Origin of the sequence: Mesorhizobium sp. M7A.F.Ca.US.005.03.1.1 (assembly GCF_003997975.1) — a bacterium.
Taxonomy (GTDB): Bacteria; Pseudomonadota; Alphaproteobacteria; order Rhizobiales; family Rhizobiaceae; genus Mesorhizobium; species Mesorhizobium ciceri.
This window is the reverse complement of the sequence record NZ_RZRO01000002.1, coordinates 146,233-168,460: the sequence shown is the minus strand read 5'-3', so window position 1 is coordinate 168,460 and position 22,228 is coordinate 146,233. Positions and strand designations below refer to the sequence as shown.

Here is a 22,228-nt window from a genome sequence, read left to right as displayed (position 1 = left end):
GCGCACCGTGTCCTGCGCCGGTGTTCAGGTCATCGTTGGCCCAGAACTGTTTTCAATTCATTAAACCTTCACTGCGGAGACTTCCGAAATCAGAGATTTGCTTCGCAAGGTGCTGTGGCCTGCAAGCATCCGGAGCCAAACACGACTGAAGCGTGCCGCGTCTGAGCGGATCACTTCTGGGCGGATCACTTCTGGGCGACGGTCAGCCCGATCTCTTCCGCCACCAGTTCCTGCAGCCGCCACAGATTGCGGTCGCGGATGCCGCAGGCTTCGAGGTGGCGGATCGTCTCGAATAGATATTGCGCGCCCGAGCCCCAATGACCGACGGCTGTCACCAGCGTCGCCGCGATCGCCTGCTTGTCGAGCTTGCCGGCATAACGCGGATTGGCGGGATCGACGACGAAGCCAAGCGCGCGACATGGGCCGCCTTCGGTCCTGACCTGCAGCCAGCGCGGCACGTTGACGGCGGGCAGGATGGTCATTTCGCGGCGCAGCAGCGCTTCGAGGTTGGCCGCCACCGGTTCCGCGATCTCGAACACCACGCCCTGGCACTGGCCGCCGCGATCGAGCGCCATCATCAAGCCGGGCTGCTCGACCGTGCCGCGAAAACGCTGCACCGTGAAGCAGAACGAACGATGCCAGCCGCTGGCCACCGCGCGTCCTCCGCCCCTCACCTCGCCGGCGGGCTTCCACAGCAGCGAGCCATAGGCAAATAGTTTCAGCGGCCCGGCCGGAGCGCCGGCCAGCACCTCGTCGCGGATACGCGCATAGTCGGCATCGGTCATGTGAACCATGCCCGGCGTCAGCCCGGCATCCTCGACAGCACGCATAGTGCGCGCGACCAACGCCTCGGTCAGCGCCATCGGCGTGTTGCGCGGCACGGACTTGCGCGGCGATATGGCAGAAATCGGCTGGTTCATTTCATACCCTCTACCGTCGCCGTCATGTTGCCGAAGGCAGAGGGATTCTCAAGGGTCCATGTGACCGGCGCAAAATTCAACGGCCGATGCCGGGCGGGTGACCCTCCCGCCCGGCATCCAATCATTCTAGTGCTTGGTGCTCTTGCCGCCGATGGGGATGCGCCTCATCTTGTTCTGTGCCTTCTCGGATTTCGGCAAGGTGACGAACAGCACGCCGTTGCGGAAATCGGCAGCGACCTTGTCTTCTTCGACTTCGAAGCCGATCGGAATGCGACGTTCGAAGCGGCCGTAGAATCGCTCGGAGAACTGACGTTCCTTGTCGTCGGTTTCGGCGTGTTTTTCACCGCGCAACGTCAGGACGCCGTCATCGAGCAACACCTCGATGTCCTTTTCCTCCATGCCGGGTATCTCGGCGGTCACGCGGATTTCCTTGTCCGTTTCCGAGATTTCCACGCTAGGCCAGCCACCGCCCGCTGAAGAGAGCCTGCCCAAGGATGGAAGACGTGAACCGAAACCGCGGAACATGTCGTCAACAAGGCGGTTCATCTCGCGATGCAGGCTCATGAATGGGTCCTGATCGCGGTCGCCTGAGAGGGTCGGAACCTGGTTTGGATCGCGACCCCATGGCATCAGATCACGAATGGTCATTGCATTTGCTCCTTTCTTGATCCTGTCTATCGTTCGTTTGCATGCTCTGGTTGCCATGCTCGGACGATGCGCGTCTGCGCCATTGGCGCTCCCGTCCAGTTGGGAACGCCTGGATCAGTGGCGGGGGCTCGCGCACCTGAGCCTGCCCGAGGGCCACCGCCCCTGACCCGCGCGGCGCCCGTGAAGCCGGCGCCTCGTCGGCACTGGTGCGGAGGATTTTGGACTCCGTCGCGGGTGGGTCAAGACCTCGTAATGTAATGTGATTGGTGCATGCAGGTGCCTGCGTCACCGGTGCTGTCCACATCAGTCGTGCCCTTCGATCGGCATGTCGCGAAACAGTGGTCAACCGCCGGCTTGATGTCTGCTGGACCGGAGCCGCCTCGGCGTCAACGCGCGGCTGGTCGGCTGGATCGGCGGTCTCGAGGACAGGGAACAATGCCGCTGGCAGGCCGTTCTGTTCCTTGCCGGAGGATGCCATGAACGACGCGTCGGCACAGCCCGCTGGCCCCGTCCTTTCATCGGCGGAGCGTGTCAACACGCTGTCGCATTTTCACCGCGCCGAGATCGCTCGCATGGCGGGATGGCGCGACCGGCTGGACAGGACAACCAACTGGGCAATCACGGTGGTGGCGGCGCTGCTTTCGGTATCGCTGTCGACGGCCAGTGCGCATCACGGCGTGCTGCTTTTCGCCATGCTGCTGATCTTGCTGCTGCTATGGATCGAGGCGCGCCGCTATCGGTTCTTCGATTTCTATCGGGCGCGCGTACGCCAGTTCGAGCGCCACTATTTCGCGCAGATCTTTTCCCCACAGCCCGACTTTGCCTCGGACTGGCTGCTCATCGTCGGGGAAGGCCTACGCGCGCCGAAGTTCCTGCTGTCGCAGCGCGTCGCGCTAGCCCGTCGGCTGCGGCGAAATTACATCTACCTGTTCCTGATCCTCTTGCTGGCCTGGGTGCTCAAGATATCCACGCCCAGCCTTCAAACCGTGGGCGTCAGGACCGGCTTTGCCGGTTCGCTTCGCGAAGCCGTAGACAGCGCCGCCCTTGGCCCCGTTCCCGGTGTGGCGATCGTGGTTGTCGTGGCCGCATTCTATGTCGGGTTGCTTGCCATCGTCTTTTTCACGGCCGATAACGACGGCGAACTGTCCTTTGGCGACGTGCATGTTTGACGTTGATGCCCGGCAACACGCCGCTGCAACCAAACGGCGGCCCGCGCGCTGAAATGGTCGGTCCGCCGAGACGTTTGAGGGAACGGAACTTCGCGCCTAGATGCCGAAGAACTGCTTGCCAACCATGTAACCCAGTGCCGCCACGACCAGCGGAAACAGCGCCGGCGCGGCTTTGCCCAGAAGGGAGACCTGCGGGTCCTTCGCCGGCGTATGACGTGCATTGCCGAGATTCTTGGTCATTGCTTGCCTCAGGTTCGAAAGACTCATTAGCAAATGCTGATTAACAGCATGGCCGCATTAACGGCTTGATAGGAAATCAACTCTGATCAGATGCAAATTCTAATGATCGGCACATGGACGGCAAAGACGCGCTGCCCTATTTGGCGGCGTTCGAAGCATTGACGGGGACGCGCGGCCGTTCGCGGCAATCGACAAAAACACGCCCGAACAACAAGATGGCTCAGGAACGCGATTTAGCAGGTGAGCGCCAGCTCCGAAGCCGGTGCAGTTCATCCGCCGCCTCGCCCGAGCTTCGTGTTGATAGCTCGGGGTCGAACGCATGTCCGCGGCGTAGGCAGGCCGCCTCCCGTCAAAAAATTCGCAAACCAATGTCGGACTGGCTAGGCTTCGTCCGTCCTTGGGGTATCGAACAGGCATTCATGAAAGGATCCAGCAATGCCCGGCACCGTACGTTTGCACCGCGTTCTGACGACCAGCCCGGAAAAGGTCTATCGCGCCTTCGTTGAAGCGGACGCGCTGGCCAAGTGGCTTCCGCCAAACGGCTTCACCTGCACGGTCCATAATTTCGAGGCAAAGGTCGGAGGCACGTTCAAGATGTCGTTCCGCAATTTCACCACCGGCGACAGCCACGCCTTCGGCGGCGAATACCTTGAACTCGTTCCGGGCGAGCGCCTGCTCTACACCGACAGGTTCGACGATCCCAACCTGCCCGGCGAGATACGGGTGACCGTGGTCTTGAAAAAAGTGTCGGTCGGCACTGAAATCGACATCACCCAGGCCGGCATTCCGGACGTCATTCCGGTCGAGGCCTGCTATCTCGGCTGGCAGGAATCGCTCAGAAACCTGGCAAAGCTCGTCGAGCCCGAGATCAATCAATAGGCTGCGGATGGCCGGGAGAACGGCCGTTTCTGGCCTGCCGAAGCCTGAAACTTGGACTGTGGCGGGAACTGCCCTTTGTCGCTAGCAATTCATCATTGCGGCACCCCTGTGCCTGGACGTGTCGATGAAGAATGCAGCGGAGGTTGAAAAAGCATGACTCTGACCAACCGAGACATCGTCGAGTTGACGGCGTGGCGGCGCCAGCTGCACCAGTATCCGGAAATCTCGAATGAAGAGGAGAAGACGGCAAAGGAGGTCGTCGCCTTCCTCGCCGATACGGGGCCGGACAAGGTGCTGACACAGCTCGGCGGGCACGGCGTCGCGGTCACATATGACAGCGGCAAAGCAGGGCCGACGGTGCTGTTCCGTTCGGAACTCGATGCCTTGCCTATCGAAGAACTTTCAGGCGTGCCGCATGCGTCGCGCGTGCCGGGCAAGTCGCATATGTGCGGCCATGACGGACACACCGCCATCCTGGCATCCCTCGGCCGGCAGTTGGGGCGCGAGCGGCCTGCAAGCGGCCGCGTCGTGCTGATGTTCCAGCCGGCGGAGGAAACCGGCAATGGCGCAGCCGGCGTCGTTGCCGATCCCCGCTTCGGCGAGATCGCGCCGGATTTCGCTTTCTCGCTGCACAACCTGCCTGGCGTGCCGTTCGGCGAGGTGCGGCTCAAGCCCGGCGTGGTCAACTGTGCGTCACGCGGCATGCGCATCGTGCTGGAGGGCAAGACCGCCCATTCGTCCATGCCGGAGACCGGCACCTCGCCGATGCTGGCGATCAGTGAGCTGATGCCGGCGCTGCCGGCGCTCGGGCGCGGAACCTTCGCCGACGACGACTTCTCCATGCTGACCGTCACCCATGCCGCGATGGGCGAGGCCGTGTTCGGCATCGCGCCTGCTCATGCGCAGGTGTGGGCAACGCTGCGCACCCGGCGTGACGAGCGCATGGCGAACCTTTGCGCTGCTGCCGAAGCACTGGTCGCCAGGATCGCCGGCGAGCATCGCCTTACCGCCCGCTGGGACTATCACGAGATCTTCGTCGCCAGCGTCAACGCGCCGGACGCGGTGGAGCATCTGCGGCGCGCGCTCGATGAAGAGGGCGTATCGCACGGCGAAGAGGCCCTGCCGATGCGCGCCTCGGAAGATTTCGGCCTGTTCGGCCATAGTGCCAAGTCGGCGATGTTCTTCCTCGGTGCGGGCGAGCGGCACCCCGCCTTGCACAATCCCGACTATGACTTTCCCGACGACCTGATCCCGATCGGGTCGAGGATCTTCATGCGCACGGCACGCAATCTCCTGGGCTGACCTCCGCCAACTCCAACGCCGAAAGGAACATGCAATGCCAAAGATACCGAAGAACACGATTTGCCTTTGGTTCGACAAGGACGCCGAGGCTGCGGCGCGCTTCTACGCAGAGACCTTTCCCGACACCAGCGTGGGCGCCGTTCACCGTGCGCCGAGCGATTTTCCGTCCGGCAAGAAAGGCGACGTGTTGACGGTCGAATTTACCGTCGCCGGCATTCCCTGCATCGGATTGAACGGCGGCTCCACATTCAAGCAGAACGAGGCCTTCTCGTTCCAGATCGCCACCGACGATCAGCAGGAAACCGACCGCTACTGGAATGCCATCGTCGGCAATGGCGGCCAGGAGAGCGTGTGCGGCTGGTGCAAGGACAAATGGGGCGTGTCCTGGCAAATCACGCCGCGCACGCTGACCGAGGCCATGGCGGCCGGCGGCGAGGAAGCCAAACGCGCCTTTGATGCGATGATGGAGATGACGAAGATCGACGTCGCGGCGATCGACGCAGCCCGGCGCGGCTGACCTCGATCGCGGCTGAGTTGCTATCTGACCTTGATGACGACCTTGCCCTTGGCGCGTCCTGTTTCGACATAGGCCAGCGCCTCATTGGTCGCCTCGAAGGGAAATATCCGGTCGACGACCGGGCGGATCGCGCCGGATTCGATGAGCGATGCGATCTTGCTCAGCTGCTCGCCCTGCGCCCACATGAAAAGGAACGAGAACGTCACGCCACGGCGCTTGGCTTTCGCTCGAATACCGCGGCTCAGCAGGCGAAGCACCAGCCTCAGCACCACGTTCAGTCCCTTCTCCCTGGCGAAGTCGGGATCCGGTGGGCCGGAGATGGAGATGAGCTTGCCACCCGGTTTCAGCACATTCAGTGATTTTTCAAGTGTCTTGGCGTCCTGGCTGTTCAAGACGACGTCGTAGCCCGAAAGGACTTTCTCGAAATCGTCTTTCCTGTAGTCGACGACGATATCGGCGCCGAGCCCCTTGACCAGACCGGCACTCGCCGCGCTGGCGGTGGTCGCAATGGTCGCGCCGAGATGCTTTGCCAGTTGGATGGCGAATGTCCCCACGCCGCCGGAACCAGCTTGAATGAAGACCTTCTGTCCCTTCTTCAGCTTGGCCCTTTCGACGAGCGCCTGCCAGGCGGTCAGGCCGACCAGCGGGATCGAGGCCGCCTCCTCCATGCTGAGGTTCCCGGGTTTCAGGGCCACGTCGGCTTCATCCATGGCTATGAACTCGGCGAACGTTCCGATCCGGCCATCGCGCGGCCGCGCATAGACGTCGTCGCCGAGTTTGAATTTGCGGACTTTCGATCCCACGCGCACAACCCTCCCGGCCACGTCGTGACCCAGGATGAAGGGCCGGCGATAGGGCAGGATCAGCTTGAACTCTCCGGTTTTGACCTTGGAATCGAGCAGGTTCACCGCCGCTGCGTGGACCTCGACCAGGACATCGCTGTCCCCGAGTTTCGGCTCCGGCATTTCGGCTAGCCGCAGAGTGCCGTTCTTGCTGTACTTGTCGACGACGAATGCCTTCATGGCAGTGACTTTCTGAGAGTGATTTTGGTGTGTCGCATGTGCGTGAAATCCTCTGCTCGCTGCGTTCAAACGGGCAGGCGGAATTGTTTCCGCAGGCTCTTGTCGAATATCCCAGCGGGAGCAAAGCGACGCAGCAGGCTGACCTGGCGCGCAGCCTTGCCGGCGGTGTAGCGCCGTTGCGGACGGGCATCGGTCGCTGCCTTGACGACCACTTGCGCCACCACTTCCGGCCGGTCGGCGACAGGCATCACGTCGCGAAGCAGCGCTTCCAGCGTAGCTCGGGCTTGATCGTATTCCTGCAACGGCGAATCCGGCTGGATCCCGTTCTGGTCGAAGACAGTACGAACGAATGCCGGCTCGATGACCGAAACGCGGATATTGAAGGCGCGAACCTCGTGGTCGAGCGATTCCGAATAGCCCTCAAGCGCGTGCTTGACCGCCGAATAATGCGCTGAATACGGCGCCGGCACCAGTCCCAGCACAGAGCCGATATTGATGATGTGCCCCTCGCCACGCTGCCGCATCGACGGCAGCACCGCATTGGTCATGCGGATGACGCCGAACAGATTGACGTCGAACAGAGCCTGCACCTGGGCAATCGAGAATTCCTCGGCGCCTCCAAGCTGGCCGACCCCGGCATTATTGACCAAGAGGTCGATCCGGCCGGTCTGCGAGAGCACCGTCGAAACGAGTGCGGCAACGGCCTCACTGTCGGTCACGTCGCAGATCAGCATGGTCACCCCGTCCGGATCGTTGCCGGCCTTGCGCCGGCTGGTTCCGAAGACGGTGAACCCGGCCCGCGCAAGGGCTTCGGCACTGGCGCGGCCGATGCCCGAAGAGGCTCCGGTCACAACAGCGGTTTTTCCGGCATTCGTTTTCATTTCGTGCTCCAAACTCATGGGGGCTAGCTTTTTTGCATCTGTTAAATTACAGTCGTAATATCAGATTATGATCATAATGCAATAGCAGAAAGGAATAGCAGCCATGCGCTACGAAAAGGGCAGGAAGGACGCCTCGCGCGGCCGGATCCTGGAGGTCGCCGCGGAACGCTTTCGGAAAAACGGCATAGCGGCGTCCGGACTGGCAACCATCATGGGCGACGCCGGGCTGACGAACGGGGCTTTCTATCCCCACTTTCAATCAAAGGCGGCGCTTGTCCGTGAAACGGTCGCTGCAGCTCTCGAGGATCAGTCCGACGAGATACGGCAAGCATTGGCCTCCGGCGGCTTGGCAATGGCCATAGACACATATCTGTCGGCGGCGCATCGGGATAACCCCGGGAAGGGCTGCGCCTCTGCCGCCTTGCTGGCGGAAATCGCCCGTGAGCCACCCGAAACGCGTCAGCTTTATACCGAGCGTTTGCTGACCCAGGTGCACCAGGTGTCGGTAGAGCTGCCGCCGCAAACTCCTGATCCGGAGGGCGTTGCGTTCGCTATCTTTGCGACCCTCATTGGCACGCTTCAGCTGGCCCGTGCCGTGGAGGGAACGGAATTGTCGGATCGTATCCTTGCGGCAGGGAAAGCTGCGGCGCGCGCGCTGATCGAGCAGAGTTAAGGGCGTACCACGCGTGGGCACGTCAAAGTTATTCTCATGCGGTGTGACGCCCAGCCCCGCATCGGCCCCTTGGCAGGAACAGCACCGCCCGTATGATGGTCAGATGCGCGCCCGCTCTTCAGTGCCCGGTGCCGCGACCGAAGGACCTGGCGTCCTTGGCCAGCACCAGCTCGGCATCGTCGGTAACATAGCTGACATAGCGATAGTCGCGGATGAAGCTGATCTGACCTTCTCGCCACTCCAGCCACATGAAATGACGCGGTTTCTGGTCGGCATGGCTTTCGAACACAGCGATCACCTCGCGGCCGTCGAGCCAGGCCGGCGTCAGCCACACGCGGTCGCTTTTGGCGTAGATCGTGAAGAACACGCCGACATCCGCCGCACCCGAGCGCGGCGCATGCAGGGACTGATGAAGCCTGACGTCGTCGGCAAGCAGGGCGCGCAAGCCGTCCCAATCCCGCTGGTTGAACAGGGTCGCATAACGGACCACGGCGGCCGACGCGATACGCGCATCGGGAGCCGAACTGGCCTGCGCACTGACTTCCCTAAGCCGGGCGCGGCCGCGCGCCAAGTGCCCTTTCACCGCATCGACCGTGATGCCGAGCAAAGCAGCGATCTCGGCCAGCGGCTCGTCGAGCACATCTCTGAGGATGACGACGCTGCGCTGGAGCAGCGGAAGCTCCGCGAAGCGCGACACTGCGGTCTGTATAGCTTGCCTGCGCATCAGCGTCTCCACCGGGTCGGCTTTGGTGTCGTCGGCAATTTCAAGCGCCGCCTCGATAGGCTCCGCCGCGCGGATCGCGCGGCTGCGCAGCAGGTCAAGCGCACGGTTGTGGGCGACGCGGAACAGCCAGGGCCTGAGCTGCGGCACCTCGCCCAGCTCATTCAGCGCAACGAAGGCCCGCGCAAACGTGTCCTGCACGACATCCTCGCCGTCGATGACCGAGCCCATCAGGCGCGCGCAATAGCGGTGCAGCTCTGGCCGCATCGCGGCGGCAAGGGCAAGCAGCCCTTCCCGTCGGTCGCGGTCCACGGCAGGATCTCGTTCGCTCAAGCCGCAGCCCCCTCCATCACGGTTACGCCCGCGTCGCCATTGAGGCCGAAGACGATGCCCTCCGCATATTGCGGGTCTTCCAGCACGGAAACCACCCTGTCGCCGAAGGTCCGGGGCGGCATCGGCGCACCGAAGCGGGTGACGAATTGTTCGGGCGTGATGCCCATGGATCCGGAATAGGCGCCGGCCGCCGCATCGCCTGTTCCGGTGCCGAGGATCATCTGCCGCGGCACGATCGCCTGAAAGCGGATGCCGAGCTTCTTCTCCAGCGAAACGCCATTGGCGTACTTCGCCATGAACCACAGCATGCGCTTGGCGCCGCCATAGCCCCCCGACAACTGCGACCCGGTGACGGCGGCACCGCTCGATCCCACCAGAACACGGCTGCCCGGCTTGAGCGGCAGGTTGAGCGCCGCCTGCAGCCAGTATAGCCCGGCCTTGACGTCGGTTTCCCAGGCGATTGAAAAATCTTCCCAGCTCAGTTGGTCCAACCGGCCCATCCGGGGCGTGGCACCAGCATTCAGGACCACGACGTCAGGACGAACCTCGCTAAGAATGCGATAGGCCGCGCCCTCCTCCGCAACGTCGGCGCGGATAGTGGCGACCCCAAGCCGCGCACCGACCGCATCCAGCGCCTCGACGCCACGGGCAACGACGGTCACGCTGGCGCCCTGTTCGACCAGCGCCTCGACCAATCCGAGGCCAAGCCCACGGCTGCCACCGGTGACCACGATTTCTTTATTCCTGAGGCTCATCGACCCTGCTCCTTAGCTTCACTGTAGCTAAGACGTTTGAGGGTCGGAAAAAGAGCCAAGGTTTGGCGAGGCGCGCTGTCGCGGCGACGATCCGCGACATGCCGGCAATACTGGCGATCGGGCGGAAAGCTGCCTGTCCGCTTTCGGCCTAAAATGCGATGCCCGATATTGGACGCAGTAAGGTTAGAGGCTGCCGGCGATGAAAGCGCTGCCGGTCCATGCTGCGGCATCCCAGCCGGATATGTTCAGAAGTCGAGAGCGACCATCATGCCGCGGACTTCGGCCATTTCCAGCAGCAGGTCTTGGAGTCTTTCGTCCAGTGCGGCACCGGTCAGCGCCAGAAGCTCGGTGACGCTCTCTCTCATCGATATGACGGCGGCGCCTGTCTTCTCGGCGAGCAGCCGTCCGATGGCAGCTCGGATCAGGTCGTCCTGATCAGACATTGCTTCACCTCCCAACGCACTGCAACCTCCCCTTGCTTTCCATGCCTCACCGCCGCTTTCGACAACAGGGCGTGATTTCCCATACCGTATGATTTTTGATGCGACATCGGGCAGCTTTGCTCATGCCAGCAGATCGTCTCGATGAGCCCGCCAGTCGTTCAACACCGACAATGAGGGCAGGAGCGAAAAATGGCCGGGCTGGACCGTTTCAACCGCTGCAAGCAGTGCCAGAGGCACTTCGTGCCGATAAAGCCCAATGCACACGCCCCCTTTGGCCGTTGCCGGCAATTCCGTGACGGTGTCGAAAATCGAAAACGTACCCGTTGGCTCTTCCACGATTTCGAAACGCCCCACCCCAAACCTCCCTCTGCACAAAAGTAGCGACCAACGCGGACATCCCCCTAGTGGTTCCCTAGGCTGGCAGTTTTTTTCGCGCCTTGGTTGTAGCGCATGCCGGCAGGACAGTCATGCCCGCAGGGCGCGCAATCAAAAATCGCTACGCACATTTTAAATCTTGACGCGTGTCAATTTTTTATAAAACATGCGCAAATGCCGGCATGGCATCGGCCGGCGCTCTGGGAGGAGCAATGCCTGACATCGAAAAGCGCCCGAACCGGGGCTGCAGTCCGCACATCCGCAGGCTGGCAGCAGTCCGTTGGCGGATCGTCGCGCCAGGGGCCGGGGTCGCTTGCGCGCCGTCGGACATTGCAGTCGCCGGACGGCGACATTGATGCAGCCCATAAACAATCAGGAGGAGGAAAAACCATGCGCATGTTCAATTGCCTGAAACTCGGCACGAGCCTGCTTGGCGCCGGCATGCTTGCAACCATCGTCTCGGCACCCGCCCAGGCCGAGGATACGGCGAAAGTCGCGGCCATCGTCAAAGGCCTCGACAATCCATTCTTCCAGACCATGCAGAAGGGCATCGAGGAGCAGGCCAAGGCCAACGGCGTCAGTGTCAGCGTCCAGGCCGCCGCCAACATGGGTGACGCCACCGGCCAGGCCGACCGCCTGACCGCCATGGCCATGCAGGATTTCGATTGCTACCTGGTCAACCCGATCAGCGTCTCCAACCTCGTCCAGGCGCTGGTGCCGGTCGCCCAAAAGAAGAAGCCGATCGTCAACATCGACTCGACCATCGACCCCGAGCAGGCCAAGGCCGCCGGCTTTGCCGTCTCGACCTATATCGGCACCGACAACGTCGCCGCAGGCGTGCTGGCCGGCGAAGAGATGCTGAAGCTGGTGCCTAAGGGTTCCAAGGTCGCGCTGGTCGCCGGCATCGTCGGCGATGTCGGCTCCAACGCCCGCATCAAGGGCTTCAGGCAGGCCGTCGAAGGCAAGCTCGAAATCGTGGTGATGGTCAGCGCTGACTGGGATCGCGAAAAGGCGTTGACCGCCGCCACCGATATCCTCGCCGCCCATCCGGACCTCGCCGGCTTCTTCGCCGCCAACGACATCATGGCCCTTGGCGTCGAGCGCGCCGTGCGGACGTCGGGCAAGGACGTCAAGGTGATCGGCCTAGACGGCATTGTCGATGCGCTGAAGTCGATCGCATCAGGCGAACTCACCGCCACCGTCGCCCAATACCCCTATGTCGTCGGCGCCATGGGCGTCGAAGCCTGTGCGGTCGCGGCCAAGGGCAAGGAACTGCCGGCCAACGTGCCGGCACCTGTGCTGTTGATCAACAAGGACAATGCCGAAGCGTCGCTAAAGAATTTTCCGCGTCCCGGCGGCGACTATCCCGATCCCTTCCGCGAGATGCTGAAGTGAGCACACCTGCAGACAACGCGCCCGCCGCCGATTCGGCGGGTGCGGAGGAGAGCCGTCCCTCCCTGGCGGCTCTCCTCCTCGATCCCTCCTTCTGGGCCGACTGGGCATCCGTCGTCGGCCTGGTCGGCCTCGTCATCGTCTTCGGCATCGCCCAGCCGGTCTTTCTCAGCGTCGCCAATCTGCAGGCGCTGCTGCTGGCGGCTGCGATCCTGGTCGTGCTGTCGATCGGCCAGACCTTCGTCATCGCCACCTCGGGCATCGATCTGTCGTTGGCGGCAGCCGTCATGCTCGGCGCCATCATCCTCGGCCTCGTCAATGCCGCCGGCCACGGCATCTTCATCGCCTGCGTGCTCGCGATTCTCGCCACCAGCGCGGTGGGCTTCCTCAACGGGCTGATCATCACAGCAGGCAAAATCCCCGATTTCGTGGTGACGCTCGGCACGCTGTCGGGCATCACTGGCCTTGGCCTCATCCTGTCGGGCGGTGAACCGACCATGGTCGGCTCGACCTTCCTGCTCAGGCTCGCTTCCGGCTCGTTCGGACCGTTCGGCTATCCCGTATGGGTGGCGATCGCAGCCGTCATCGTCGCCCATATCGCGCTCTACCACACGCGCTTCGGCGTGCATCTGCTGGCCACCGGGGGCCAGGCCGAAAGTGCCGGCGCGCTCGGCATCCGCACCAACCGGGTCAAGATCGCCGCCTATACGATTTCCGGTCTCTGCGCCGGCATCGCGGCCATTCTCCTGGTCGCCCGCATCGGCTCGGCCGAACCGCAGATCAACACCAGCCTGCTCTTGAATTCGGTGGCGGCGGTGGTGCTGGGCGGCGTCAGCCTGTTCGGCGGCCGCGCCAGCATTCTTGGGCCCGCCATCGGCGCGCTGATGCTCACGGCACTCGTCAATGGCCTGACCTTGCTCAATGTGTCGGCTTTCTACCAACCGCTTGCCGTGGGAGCCATCGTGGTGCTGGCGGCGCTGATCATGCGGTATCAGAAATGAGCGCTCCCCATCACATCCCCGCCGCTGAGGCGATCATCGCCTGCGAAGGGCTGAGCAAGCATTTCGGCGGCATCCGCGCCTTCACCGACGTCGCCTTCCAGGCCCGCCGCGGCGAGGTCACCGCCGTGATCGGCGACAATGGCGCCGGCAAGTCGACGCTGGTCCGCAGCCTGGTCGGCGTGCATCAGCCCGACGCCGGCAATCTGTTCTTCGACGGCCGGGCGCGGCCCTTCGCCAATCCCGACGAGGCGCGCAAGGCCGGCATCGAGACCGTGCACCAGAACCTGGCGCTGATCGACGAACTGACGGTCGCACAGAACCTGTTCCTCAACCGCGAGATCGTGCGCCGCATCGGTCCCTTCGCTTTCCTCGACCGCAAGGCGATGAAACGCGAGGCCCGTTCCATGCTGTCGCGCCTGTCGATCAACGTGCCGTCGATCAACCAGCGTGTGCGGCGCCTGTCGGGCGGCCAGCGGCAGGCGATCTCGATCTGCCGCGCTGTCGGCTCCGGCGCCAAGCTGGTGGTGATGGACGAACCGACGGCAGCGCTTGGCGTGCAGGAGACGGCCAATGTCGAGGCGCTGATCCGGCGCCTGCGCGAGCAGTCGGTCTCAGTCATCCTGGTCAGCCACAATTTCGATCAGGTCCGCCGCCTGTCCGACCAGATCTGGGTGATGCGGGCGGGAAAGATGGCGGCGACTGTGCGCGCCTCGGAGACATCAGGCAACGAGCTCGTCGCGCTGGTCACCGGCGCGGCATAGTCCTGCAGCATCAGACTTGAAATCAAAGGGAGTTTGCCGGTGGCACCAATTCGTGTCGGACTTATAGGTCTTGGAGAGGTCGCCCAGTCGATCCATCTGCCGGTGCTGAGCGATCAGCGCGAGCGCTGGGTGATCGCGGGCGTGTACGACGTGTCGCCCAGCCTGGTGGCGCTGTGCACCTCGCAACACCCGACGGCAAGAACCTTCGAGACGGCCGAGGCGCTAATAGCGTCACCCGACATCGACGCGGTGTTCGTGCTGTCATCCGACGACACCCACAGCCGCTTCGTGCACGCGGCGATTGCTGCCAACAAACATATCCTGCTGGAAAAGCCTGCCTGTCTGACGGTGCGCGAGATCGACGATCTGCTGGCGCTGATGCCGAGTTACGACAAGACCCTGTTCGTCGGCTATATGCGCCGCTACGCGCCGGCCTATCTGGCCGCCAGGGACGAGCTGCCGGCCTTCGCCGACATCACCCATGTCCGCATCTTCGACCTGATCTCGGAGGGCCGGCATTTCCTCAAGAAGAGCCAGAACGTCCTCTATCCCAACGACATAGACCCGGCCCTGCTGGCGCGTGGCGCCAAGGAGCGCGACGCGCTGATCCGCGAAGTCGTCGGTGCCGACGCGCCGGCCGACCTGGTGCGCGCCTATCGCGGGCTGACGGCGCTTTCCTCGCACCACATTTCAGCGATGCGCGGGCTGATCGGCGAGCCGGCGCGCGTGCTGGCCGCGCACCGCACCAATGGCGGCGCCAACACATCGGTCACCTTCGACTACGGCCATTTCGCTTGTCTCTACGACGCGGTGGTCGACGATCTCGGCCTGTTCGACGCAATGATCGAGGTGCGCTCCAACACCAGGCGCGTGCGCATCATCTACGACACGCCCTACATCCGCAGCCTGCCGACGCGGCTGGAGGTCACCGATGCCGGCCCGCTCGGCCCGGTGACGAAAGCCTTCGGCCCTCTCTACGGCGATGCTTTCTCGAATGAACTCGAGATTTTCCACCGCCACATCGCCGAAGGAACAAAGCCGCTGACCGACCTCGCCGATTCCCGCCGCGACCTGGCGCTGATGGCCGAAATCATCGAGCGTATGAAGGAGAGCGGCCAGCGTTGAGGCGCTCCCTACTGCCCTACTGCCCTACTGCCCTACTGCCCTACTGCCCTACTGCCCTACTGCCCTACTGCCCTACTGCCTTATTTCCCGCAGTGATGATCGTTGATCTTGTTCAATGCATTCGCGTCGGGTCCAACGCGATGGTAGGAGCACGCGCCAGCCGCCGTCGTCACCAACTGCTGATCGTAGTAGTGCGGGCCGCCGAACAGGATATCGATGAGATCGCCTTCGGCGGGAACGTAGCGTTCGGAGTGGACCCGGCGGTCGTGATGCCGGTCGCCAGCCAAGGCCGGGGCGCAAAGACTCGCGCCCGTAGCAACCGCGAGAGCTAGGATCGCAACGCATTTCGTGGTCATCGGCACACCCTTCTGGCCATTCCGGAATCGCACCATACATCCAAAACCGCCAGCCGGACAAAAGTTCCGAGAAGACCGCGATAGGCTCTTGCCGAAGCCTGCGGCCTCGCTCATCCATGATGCGTGGGAATGTGGGATCCGTGATGACCGACGCCAGCCTTCACCTCGTCGAAGCGACGATCGACCAACTGCGCCGCGCGCTCGATCACGGCACCGTCACCAGCGTCGAACTGGTCGGGGCGTATCTCAGGCGCATCGCGCATTTCGACCGGCACGGCATCAGCCTCAATGCCGTCCCAGTGCTCAACCCTGACATGTTTGAGCAGGCGGCGGCCTCCGACCAGCGGCGCCGCAACGGCGCCGTGCTCGGACCGCTCGACGGCATCCCCTACACCGCCAAGGACAGCTACAAGGTTGCAGGCCTGACGGTGGCCGCCGGCTCGCCGGCCTTCGAGCATCTCATTGCCAATGAGGATGCCTTCACCATAGCCCGGCTGCGCGCCGGCGGTGCGGTGCTGATCGGGCTGACCAACATGCCGCCAATGGCCAATGGCGGCATGCAGCGCGGCGTCTATGGCCGCGCCGAAAGTCCGTACAATGGCGATTATCTCACCGCCGCCTTCGCATCGGGTTCGTCCAATGGCTCCGGCACGGCGACAGCGGCCAGCTTCTGCGCCTTCGGGCTTGGCGAGGAAACCTGGTCGTCCGGCCGCGCGCCGGCCACCAACAATGCGCTGGTCGCCTACACGCCGTCGCGCGGCGTCATTTCTGTGCGCGGCAACTGGCCCCTGGTGCCGACCATGGATGTCGTCGTGCCGCATACGCGCAGCGTGCCCGACATGCTCGAACTGCTCGATGTGATCGTCGCCGACGATCCCGAGGCGCGAGGCGATTTCTGGCGCGCGCAGCCTTGGGTCAAGCTGCCGAAAAGCTCCGATGTGCGGCCGCCCCGTTATACCGATCTCGCACTGGCGGGGTCGTTGAAAGGCAAGCGCCTGGGCGTGCCCAGAATGTATATCGGCCGCGACAGCGAGGCCGATGCGCCGATCGAAACCCGCGCCTCGGTGCTTGCCCTGTGGGAGCAGGCAGCGGCCGATCTCAAGCGGCTTGGCGCCGAGGTGATCGAGGTCGATTTCCCCGTCGTCTCCAACTACGAGCGCGACCGCCCCGGGGCGCGCACCATGGTCGAGCGCGGGCTGGTGCCGCAGGACTTCGCCGAGCGCGAACTCTGGGATCTCAGCATCTGGGGCTGGGACGACTTTTTGCGCGCCAATGCCGACCCGGCCGTGCCCGATCTCGTCTCCGTCGACGGCCCAAAGATCTTCCCGCAGCCGCCCGGCACGCTGCCCGACCGCTATGAGGGCGGCTTCGATCTGAGAGAATATGTGGAACGGGCCCGGTTCGGCGTCACGCCGTTCGCAGACATTCCAACGCTGGAAGACGGACTGAAGGGCCTCGAAGCAACAAGGCGGATCGATTTCGAGGTCTGGCTGGACGGCCAAGACATCGACGCCGTGGTGCTGCCCGCCGCCGCCGATGTCGGACCGGCCGATGCAGACATCGACGAGGCATCCGCCGTCCTTGCCTGGCGCAATGGCACCTGGGTCGCCAACGGCAATCTGGTCTGGCGCCATCTCGGCATCCCCACCGTCACCGTGCCGATGGGAACCATGGCCGATATCGGCATGCCGGTCGGCCTGACTTTCGCCGGCAAGGCCTATGATGACGAAAGGCTGCTGCGCATGGCCGGCGACTACGAACTGTCGACCCGGCGCCGCACCCTGCCCCCACGCACGCCGGAACTGACTGAAGATGTATTTTCCCGCCGGCCCACGCAAACCGGTAACGGCAAGGCACCTCCGCTCGTCATCGCGCTTGCCGCCGAGACGCGCACGACCGGCGATCAGGACGAGATCACCATCACCCTCGACCTGCCGATCGACGCCGAGGCGGAAAACGCCAGCGTCAAGGTGCATGTCAACGGCGAGCCTGTCGCCATGCAGCGAAGCGGAGCGCGCTGCTGTGGACAGGCATTGGTTCCGGCCGCAGAGCACCAGCGGTTCCACAGCGTCTGGCGTGGCTCGTATGGCTCGATCGTGACGGCTATTGTGCGGCTGGAGGATGGGCGCAGCGCCGGCGCCTATCTGGTTACGGGCGGGATTGGATGAACGCCAGCAGCTAGGAAGGCAGCGAAGTCAGCCATTCTTCCCAAAATTCCTGCTGCATATGGACGAAAACCGGAACCACGTCGACGCCATCATCAAATATGTCGACCAGATCGCTCTCTTGCGGAAATTGCCCCGTCTTCACCTTGCAGGCTATCAATCCGCGACTTTTCTCCATCACGGTATTTTCCGGATAAACATTGGCGCTTGCTCCGTAACAGAAGGGTAGCAGGCCATCGACTTCGAGTGCCTGACGGATTTGGAACAGAGCCTCGAAAAAGTCTTCCTCTTCTGCCTCGATCACCTTGTCCCGATAACTGCATTTCAGATTGCAGGCAGCGCCGTTCACGTGCAGCGTGAACACGGCTTGCTCGTCGTCACCAACGGAACCTGCTCCGATCAGAAAAACAGTACGCTGATGGTCCATCTCATCCCCCTCGCCATGTGACGGGATGGTAGTACGACAACGGCCGCTTTCCAGCATGGCAGGGATTGGGACGCGGCCGCACTCCCTGCCGTCGTCATCCGCTGGCCGGGCGTCCCGCCGCAAAGGCAAGGTCCCGCCGAATGACATCCCGCTTGTCTTGCGACAGACCGGCAAGCAGCTTTTCATCGAGGCAGCCTGCTCGGATGAGATGAGTGAAGACATAAAGGAGCTGCGAATAGCGGTAGTCGAACGTCCGGTCGATATCCCGCCGCTGTTCACGCAAATAGGCTTCCAGCTCCCACATCTGGGAGGGAACCGTCACCGCACTGGCCTTGCTCTTGAATTCGGCCATCGTCTTTGCGAGGGCCGCCTCAAGAGCCTTATCGAAGGCGTGGCGGGCGAGCTTCTTTTCGGAAGCGGACCAACTGGAATCGTTCATTGGATATCTCCGTAGATTTCCTGTGAATTCCATCAGATTTTCACGAACTTCGCCTGCTTCTACCCCCGCGCCGCCCAAAGCAAACCCCGCTCCACCATCAGCGCCATTTCCGGCACCGCGAACTCATCCGCCGTGTGACCAAGGGAACTGTAGAAAACCTTCCCCGCCCCATAGCGCCGTTTCCAGACGACCGGCATGACAACGCCGCCTATCCCCGGAAAATGCGCGTCGGTGAAGGTGGTGGTCGCCAGCACCTCATTGCTTGGGTCGACATGCATGTAATATTGCTCCGATCGGTAGGCGAAATCGCTGATGCCTTTTGTGATCGGATCGTCCGGCCGGGTGATCGCGACAGTGTAGTCGATGATGTTGCCGGGATGCGCCACCCATTGGCCGCCGGTCATGAACTGATAGTCAGGCTCATTGCGGAAACTGTCGCCCATCGTGCCGTGGAAACCGCCGAGCCCGCTTCCCCCGCGAACCGCAAGCGTCAGGTTCTGCAACTCGGCCTTTTCGATCATCGACATCGTGATGACAGGCACGATGAGATCGAAGGAAGCAAGCTCCGGACCGGCGAACATCGCCGTGCCCTCACCCAGCGTGACGTCGAAGCCGTTTCGCTCAAGCAAGGTGCGAACGATCTTCGCGCTCTGCTCCGGCGTATGGCCCTCCCAGCCGCCCCAGGCGATCAAGGCCTTCTTTGGCACTGTGTACCTCCCTGGAAAACTCGGCCCTGATCGATCCGGCGTCAGCGCCAGCCCAGCGCTGGAGCGACATGGGTCAGGATCGCCTCGATGACATGCGCATTGTAGTCGACGCCGAGCTGGTTCGGAACGGTGAGCAGCAGCGTATCGGCTTCGGCGATCGCCTCGTCCTGCGCCAATTCCTTGATCAGCACATCCGGCTCGGCCGCGTAGCTGCGCCCGAAGATCGCTTTGGTGTTCTCCTCGATGAAGCCGATCTGGTCGCGGCTCTCATTGCCGCGGCCGAAATAAGCACGGTCGCGATCGTCGACCAGCGCGAAGATGCTGCGGCTGACCGAGACGCGCGGCTCGCGCTTGTGGCCGGCTGCCTTCCAGGCCTCGCGATAGATGCGGACCTGCTCGGCCTGCTGGATGTGGAACGGCTTGCCGCTCTCGTCGAATTTGAGCGTCGAGCTCTGCAGGTTCATGCCGAGCTTGGCTGCCCATTCCGACGTGGCGTTGGTAGCCGCACCCCACCAGATCCGCTCGCGCAGACCCTCCGAATGCGGCTCGAGGCGCAAGAGGCCGGGCGGATTGGGGAACATCGGCCGCGGATTGGGTTGGGCGAACCCCTCGCCCCGCAGCGTCTCGAGGAAGACCTCGGCATGATGCCGCGCCATGTCGGCGTCGCTTTTGCCTTCCGGCGGCGCGTAACCGAAATGGCGCCAGCCATCGATCACCTGCTCGGGCGAGCCACGGCTGATGCCGAGCTGCAGGCGCCCGCCGGCGATGATGTCGGCAGCACCGGCATCCTCGGCCATGTAGAGCGGATTCTCGTAGCGCATGTCGATGACCGCGGTGCCGATCTCGATACGGCTGGTCCTGGCGCCGACCGCCGCCAGCAGCGGGAACGGCGACGCGAGCTGGCGGGCGAAGTGATGCACGCGAAAATACGCGCCGTCCGCGCCCAGCTGCTCGGCGGCGACAGCCAGCTCTATGGATTGCAAAAGCGCGTCCGAAGCCGAGCGCACTTGCGATTGCGACGAGGGCGTCCAGTGCCCGAACGACAGGAAACCGATTTTCTTCATAGTCATGCGATATAAGGATGCGCGTCAGGCTTCAATGCAAAAGAGATTTTTTGGCGCCCGGATCAAGGCTCATGCATCGCTATTCTCGAAGGCGCCAATGCCTTGTGCGATCAGGTTGGTCGCCATCACCAGCGAGACGATTGCCCCAGAATTGAAGACGACGACCCACCATTTTCCGCCGGTCAGGAAGCCATAGCCGTCGGCGACGGCCAGTCCCCAGTCGGCCGATGGCGGCTGGATGCCGAGGCCGAGAAAGCTCAGCGTCGCGATCGAGAAGAACGCGTAGCCCAGCCTTGTGACGAGCTCGATGAGGATCGTTTCCCTGATGTTGGGCAGTATCTCCAGGAACATGATGGCGAGCGCGCCCTCGCCGCCGAGGCGCGCGGCGCTGACATAGTCGCGCTGCTTCTGCTCACGCACGGCGGCGCGAACGGTGCGCGCCACCAGCGGCGCGTAGGCGATGCCGATCACCAGGATGACGGTCAGGTTCGACGGGCCGATCGCCACCAGCGTCATGGTGACGAGAACGATGAACGGAAACGCCATCAGCGTATCGAGCAGCCGCGCGCCGATGGCATCAGTGAGGCCCTCGAAATAGCCGAGCACCAGGCCGATGATGCTGCCGGCGGCAACCCCGGCCAGCGTCGCCAGCGGCGCAACCAGCAGGATGTCGCGCGAACCGACGATGATGCGGGACAGCACATCGCGGCCGAGCTGATCGGTCCCGAACCAGTGCAGCGCATCGGGCGGCGTCAGCGTCGCCAGGAAATCCTCGGCATAGGGATCGTAGGGAACGAAGAGGTTGCCTGCTATGGCGCAAGCGACCCAGAACAAAAGCAGCAGCAATCCGACCACGACCGACGGCGGCAATCCGGCGAAAGCACTGCGAATCCGGCGCATTGTCGAAAAGCCCGCCACGGCGAGCTGCGGTGCGGGAAACTCGGCCAGATCCGTCATGGCGAGGTCCGGCGGCGTTGCCGCGGATCGAGCAGCGCCAGCAAGAGGTCGCCGGCCGCCGCCGACAGCACGAAGATGGCCGCCATCACCAATACGCCTGCCTCCAGCATCGGGAAATCACGGGCCTTGGCCGCGTTCAGGACCAGATTGCCAAGTCCCTGGATGCCGAACAACGCCTCGATCACCACCAGCCCACCCAGCATGTATCCGGTCTGCGTCGCCAGCACCGCGACGGTCGGCGTCAGCGCATTGCGCAGCACGTGCCGAAAGATGATCTCGCGCCGCTCGAGCCCTTTCAGGACGGCGGTGCGCGTGTAATCGGCGGCGATCGCCTCGATCACGCCCGCTCGCGTCATCCGGGCGATATAGCCGGAAAGGTTCAGCACCAGCGGCAGCGCCGGCAGGATCAGATAATAGCCATGCGTCCAGAAGCCCGCGCCATCGGGCGCAACTCCGGAGATCGGGAACCAGTTCAGCCACAGGCCGAAAACGATGAGCAGCATCAGGCCGGAAACGAAATCAGGCACAATGCCGAAGGAGACGCCCGCCATCACGATCAGCCGGTCGATGAGGCGGCCCGCATTGAGACCGGCGATGACGCCGGCACCAACGCCGAGCGGAACGAGGAAGAGCAAAATAATCCCGGCAAGCGCCGCGGAGCGCTTGAGGCTTTCCAGCACGAAGGGCGCCACCGGCCCGCGCATCGACAGCGAGGTGCCGAAGTCACCGGTGACCGCTTTGCTGAACCAGAGCCAATACTGGACGAGAACCGGCTGGTCGGCGCCTAGCCGCTTGTTCAGTTCCGCCACCGCTTGCGCGTCGGCAAAAGGCCCGAGCATGACACGGCCCACATCGCCGGGCAGGACCTGCCCGGCGAAGAACACCAGAATGCTGACCAGCCACAGGGTGAGGACAAGTGTGCCCACACGCGCTGACAGAATGCGACCGGTCAGCAT

At 63.3% G+C, this 22,228-nt stretch carries 26 protein-coding genes; 10 read left to right on the top strand and 16 right to left on the bottom strand.

From position 1 onward, the window contains the following. Nucleotides 1-185: 185 nt before the first annotated feature. Complete coding sequence (locus EN990_RS01825) at nucleotides 186-920, bottom strand: gamma-glutamylcyclotransferase (RefSeq protein WP_127385452.1); 735 nt, start codon at nucleotides 918-920, stop codon at nucleotides 186-188. A gap of 126 nt (nucleotides 921-1,046) precedes the next feature. Continuing rightward, nucleotides 1,047-1,568, bottom strand: a complete 522-nt coding sequence (locus EN990_RS01820; protein ID WP_127370606.1) for an Hsp20/alpha crystallin family protein — start codon at nucleotides 1,566-1,568, stop codon at nucleotides 1,047-1,049. Nucleotides 1,569-2,044: 476 nt separating this feature from the next. Here EN990_RS01820 and EN990_RS01815 point away from each other — a divergent pair, with 476 nt between their 5' ends. Next, a complete protein-coding gene (locus EN990_RS01815; RefSeq protein ID WP_013530519.1) occupies nucleotides 2,045-2,737 on the top strand; it encodes a DUF2270 domain-containing protein in 693 nt (230 codons plus the stop codon). Between the two features lie 96 nt (nucleotides 2,738-2,833). On the opposite strand, the gene EN990_RS01810 is transcribed toward EN990_RS01815, so the two are convergent. Continuing rightward, complete coding sequence (locus tag EN990_RS01810; RefSeq protein WP_013530518.1) at nucleotides 2,834-2,977, bottom strand: hypothetical protein; 144 nt, start codon at nucleotides 2,975-2,977, stop codon at nucleotides 2,834-2,836. A gap of 435 nt (nucleotides 2,978-3,412) precedes the next feature. On the opposite strand from EN990_RS01810, the gene EN990_RS01805 reads away from it, so the two are divergent. The 3 genes from EN990_RS01805 (at nucleotide 3,413) to EN990_RS01795 (ending at nucleotide 5,675) form a co-directional block, all read left to right on the top strand. Then, complete coding sequence (locus EN990_RS01805; protein ID WP_013530517.1) at nucleotides 3,413-3,856, top strand: SRPBCC family protein; 444 nt, start codon at nucleotides 3,413-3,415, stop codon at nucleotides 3,854-3,856. A gap of 153 nt (nucleotides 3,857-4,009) precedes the next feature. After that, complete coding sequence (locus EN990_RS01800) at nucleotides 4,010-5,158, top strand: amidohydrolase (protein ID WP_013530516.1); 1,149 nt, start codon at nucleotides 4,010-4,012, stop codon at nucleotides 5,156-5,158. Between the two features lie 43 nt (nucleotides 5,159-5,201). Next, complete coding sequence (locus EN990_RS01795) at nucleotides 5,202-5,675, top strand: VOC family protein (RefSeq protein WP_027160885.1); 474 nt, start codon at nucleotides 5,202-5,204, stop codon at nucleotides 5,673-5,675. Nucleotides 5,676-5,695: 20 nt separating this feature from the next. Here EN990_RS01795 and EN990_RS01790 read toward each other — a convergent pair whose 3' ends face one another. Continuing rightward, a complete protein-coding gene (locus EN990_RS01790; RefSeq protein WP_127368835.1) occupies nucleotides 5,696-6,697 on the bottom strand; it encodes an NADP-dependent oxidoreductase in 1,002 nt (333 codons plus the stop codon). Between the two features lie 65 nt (nucleotides 6,698-6,762). Then, a complete protein-coding gene (locus tag EN990_RS01785) occupies nucleotides 6,763-7,578 on the bottom strand; it encodes an oxidoreductase (protein ID WP_127368836.1) in 816 nt (271 codons plus the stop codon). Between the two features lie 103 nt (nucleotides 7,579-7,681). Here EN990_RS01785 and EN990_RS01780 point away from each other — a divergent pair, with 103 nt between their 5' ends. Continuing rightward, a complete protein-coding gene (locus EN990_RS01780; RefSeq protein ID WP_013530512.1) occupies nucleotides 7,682-8,251 on the top strand; it encodes a TetR/AcrR family transcriptional regulator in 570 nt (189 codons plus the stop codon). 118 nt (nucleotides 8,252-8,369) lie between these two features. On the opposite strand, the gene EN990_RS01775 is transcribed toward EN990_RS01780, so the two are convergent. The 4 genes from EN990_RS01775 to EN990_RS01760 all read right to left on the bottom strand — a co-directional run bounded on the left by EN990_RS01775 (nucleotide 8,370) and on the right by EN990_RS01760 (nucleotide 10,857). After that, the gene (locus EN990_RS01775; RefSeq protein WP_245460951.1) at nucleotides 8,370-9,239 is read right to left on the bottom strand and encodes a sigma-70 family RNA polymerase sigma factor; all 870 of its coding nucleotides are present in this window, start codon (nucleotides 9,237-9,239) and stop codon (nucleotides 8,370-8,372) included. Nucleotides 9,240-9,301: 62 nt separating this feature from the next. After that, nucleotides 9,302-10,060 (bottom strand): SDR family oxidoreductase, encoded by a 759-nt coding sequence (locus EN990_RS01770; protein ID WP_063168676.1) that lies wholly within the window; start codon nucleotides 10,058-10,060, stop codon nucleotides 9,302-9,304. A gap of 245 nt (nucleotides 10,061-10,305) precedes the next feature. After that, the gene (locus EN990_RS01765) at nucleotides 10,306-10,503 is read right to left on the bottom strand and encodes a hypothetical protein (RefSeq protein WP_013530509.1); all 198 of its coding nucleotides are present in this window, start codon (nucleotides 10,501-10,503) and stop codon (nucleotides 10,306-10,308) included. Nucleotides 10,504-10,623: 120 nt separating this feature from the next. Beyond that, the gene (locus EN990_RS01760) at nucleotides 10,624-10,857 is read right to left on the bottom strand and encodes a hypothetical protein (protein WP_013530508.1); all 234 of its coding nucleotides are present in this window, start codon (nucleotides 10,855-10,857) and stop codon (nucleotides 10,624-10,626) included. Nucleotides 10,858-11,268: 411 nt separating this feature from the next. On the opposite strand from EN990_RS01760, the gene EN990_RS01755 reads away from it, so the two are divergent. From EN990_RS01755 to EN990_RS01740, 4 genes are read left to right on the top strand one after another with little or no spacing between them, the layout of a single operon-like run. Continuing rightward, nucleotides 11,269-12,273: a substrate-binding domain-containing protein gene (locus EN990_RS01755; protein WP_013530507.1), complete on the top strand. Its 1,005-nt coding sequence runs from the start codon at nucleotides 11,269-11,271 to the stop codon at nucleotides 12,271-12,273. After that, the gene (locus EN990_RS01750) at nucleotides 12,270-13,271 is read left to right on the top strand and encodes an ABC transporter permease (RefSeq protein WP_127368837.1); all 1,002 of its coding nucleotides are present in this window, start codon (nucleotides 12,270-12,272) and stop codon (nucleotides 13,269-13,271) included. The genes EN990_RS01755 and EN990_RS01750 overlap by 4 nt, the downstream gene beginning before the upstream one ends. Further along, nucleotides 13,268-14,032 (top strand): ATP-binding cassette domain-containing protein, encoded by a 765-nt coding sequence (locus tag EN990_RS01745; RefSeq protein WP_127368838.1) that lies wholly within the window; start codon nucleotides 13,268-13,270, stop codon nucleotides 14,030-14,032. The genes EN990_RS01750 and EN990_RS01745 overlap by 4 nt, the downstream gene beginning before the upstream one ends. A 39-nt stretch (nucleotides 14,033-14,071) precedes the next feature. Next, nucleotides 14,072-15,157, top strand: a complete 1,086-nt coding sequence (locus tag EN990_RS01740) for a Gfo/Idh/MocA family oxidoreductase (RefSeq protein WP_127385261.1) — start codon at nucleotides 14,072-14,074, stop codon at nucleotides 15,155-15,157. Between the two features lie 80 nt (nucleotides 15,158-15,237). Here EN990_RS01740 and EN990_RS01735 read toward each other — a convergent pair whose 3' ends face one another. Continuing rightward, a complete protein-coding gene (locus EN990_RS01735; protein WP_013530503.1) occupies nucleotides 15,238-15,513 on the bottom strand; it encodes a hypothetical protein in 276 nt (91 codons plus the stop codon). A 143-nt stretch (nucleotides 15,514-15,656) separates the two neighbouring features. Between EN990_RS01735 and EN990_RS01730 the strand changes: the two genes are divergently transcribed. Then, nucleotides 15,657-17,681 (top strand): amidase, encoded by a 2,025-nt coding sequence (locus EN990_RS01730; protein WP_127385262.1) that lies wholly within the window; start codon nucleotides 15,657-15,659, stop codon nucleotides 17,679-17,681. Between the two features lie 10 nt (nucleotides 17,682-17,691). Here EN990_RS01730 and EN990_RS01725 read toward each other — a convergent pair whose 3' ends face one another. The 6 genes from EN990_RS01725 to EN990_RS01700 form a co-directional block, all read right to left on the bottom strand. After that, a complete protein-coding gene (locus EN990_RS01725; RefSeq protein ID WP_063168681.1) occupies nucleotides 17,692-18,105 on the bottom strand; it encodes a hypothetical protein in 414 nt (137 codons plus the stop codon). Between the two features lie 94 nt (nucleotides 18,106-18,199). Then, a complete protein-coding gene (locus EN990_RS01720) occupies nucleotides 18,200-18,577 on the bottom strand; it encodes a hypothetical protein (RefSeq protein WP_245268615.1) in 378 nt (125 codons plus the stop codon). A 26-nt stretch (nucleotides 18,578-18,603) separates the two neighbouring features. After that, nucleotides 18,604-19,251 carry a ThuA domain-containing protein gene (locus EN990_RS01715; RefSeq protein ID WP_127385263.1) on the bottom strand — a complete coding sequence of 216 codons (648 nt, stop codon included), beginning with the start codon at nucleotides 19,249-19,251 and terminating at the stop codon, nucleotides 18,604-18,606. A 41-nt stretch (nucleotides 19,252-19,292) separates the two neighbouring features. Beyond that, nucleotides 19,293-20,315 (bottom strand): LLM class flavin-dependent oxidoreductase, encoded by a 1,023-nt coding sequence (locus tag EN990_RS01710; protein WP_164753796.1) that lies wholly within the window; start codon nucleotides 20,313-20,315, stop codon nucleotides 19,293-19,295. Between the two features lie 69 nt (nucleotides 20,316-20,384). Then, a complete protein-coding gene (locus EN990_RS01705) occupies nucleotides 20,385-21,272 on the bottom strand; it encodes an ABC transporter permease (RefSeq protein WP_127385264.1) in 888 nt (295 codons plus the stop codon). After that, nucleotides 21,269-22,228, bottom strand: coding sequence for an ABC transporter permease (locus EN990_RS01700; protein ID WP_013530496.1), 960 nt, complete (start codon nucleotides 22,226-22,228; stop codon nucleotides 21,269-21,271). Before EN990_RS01700 ends, EN990_RS01705 begins: the two co-directional genes overlap by 4 nt.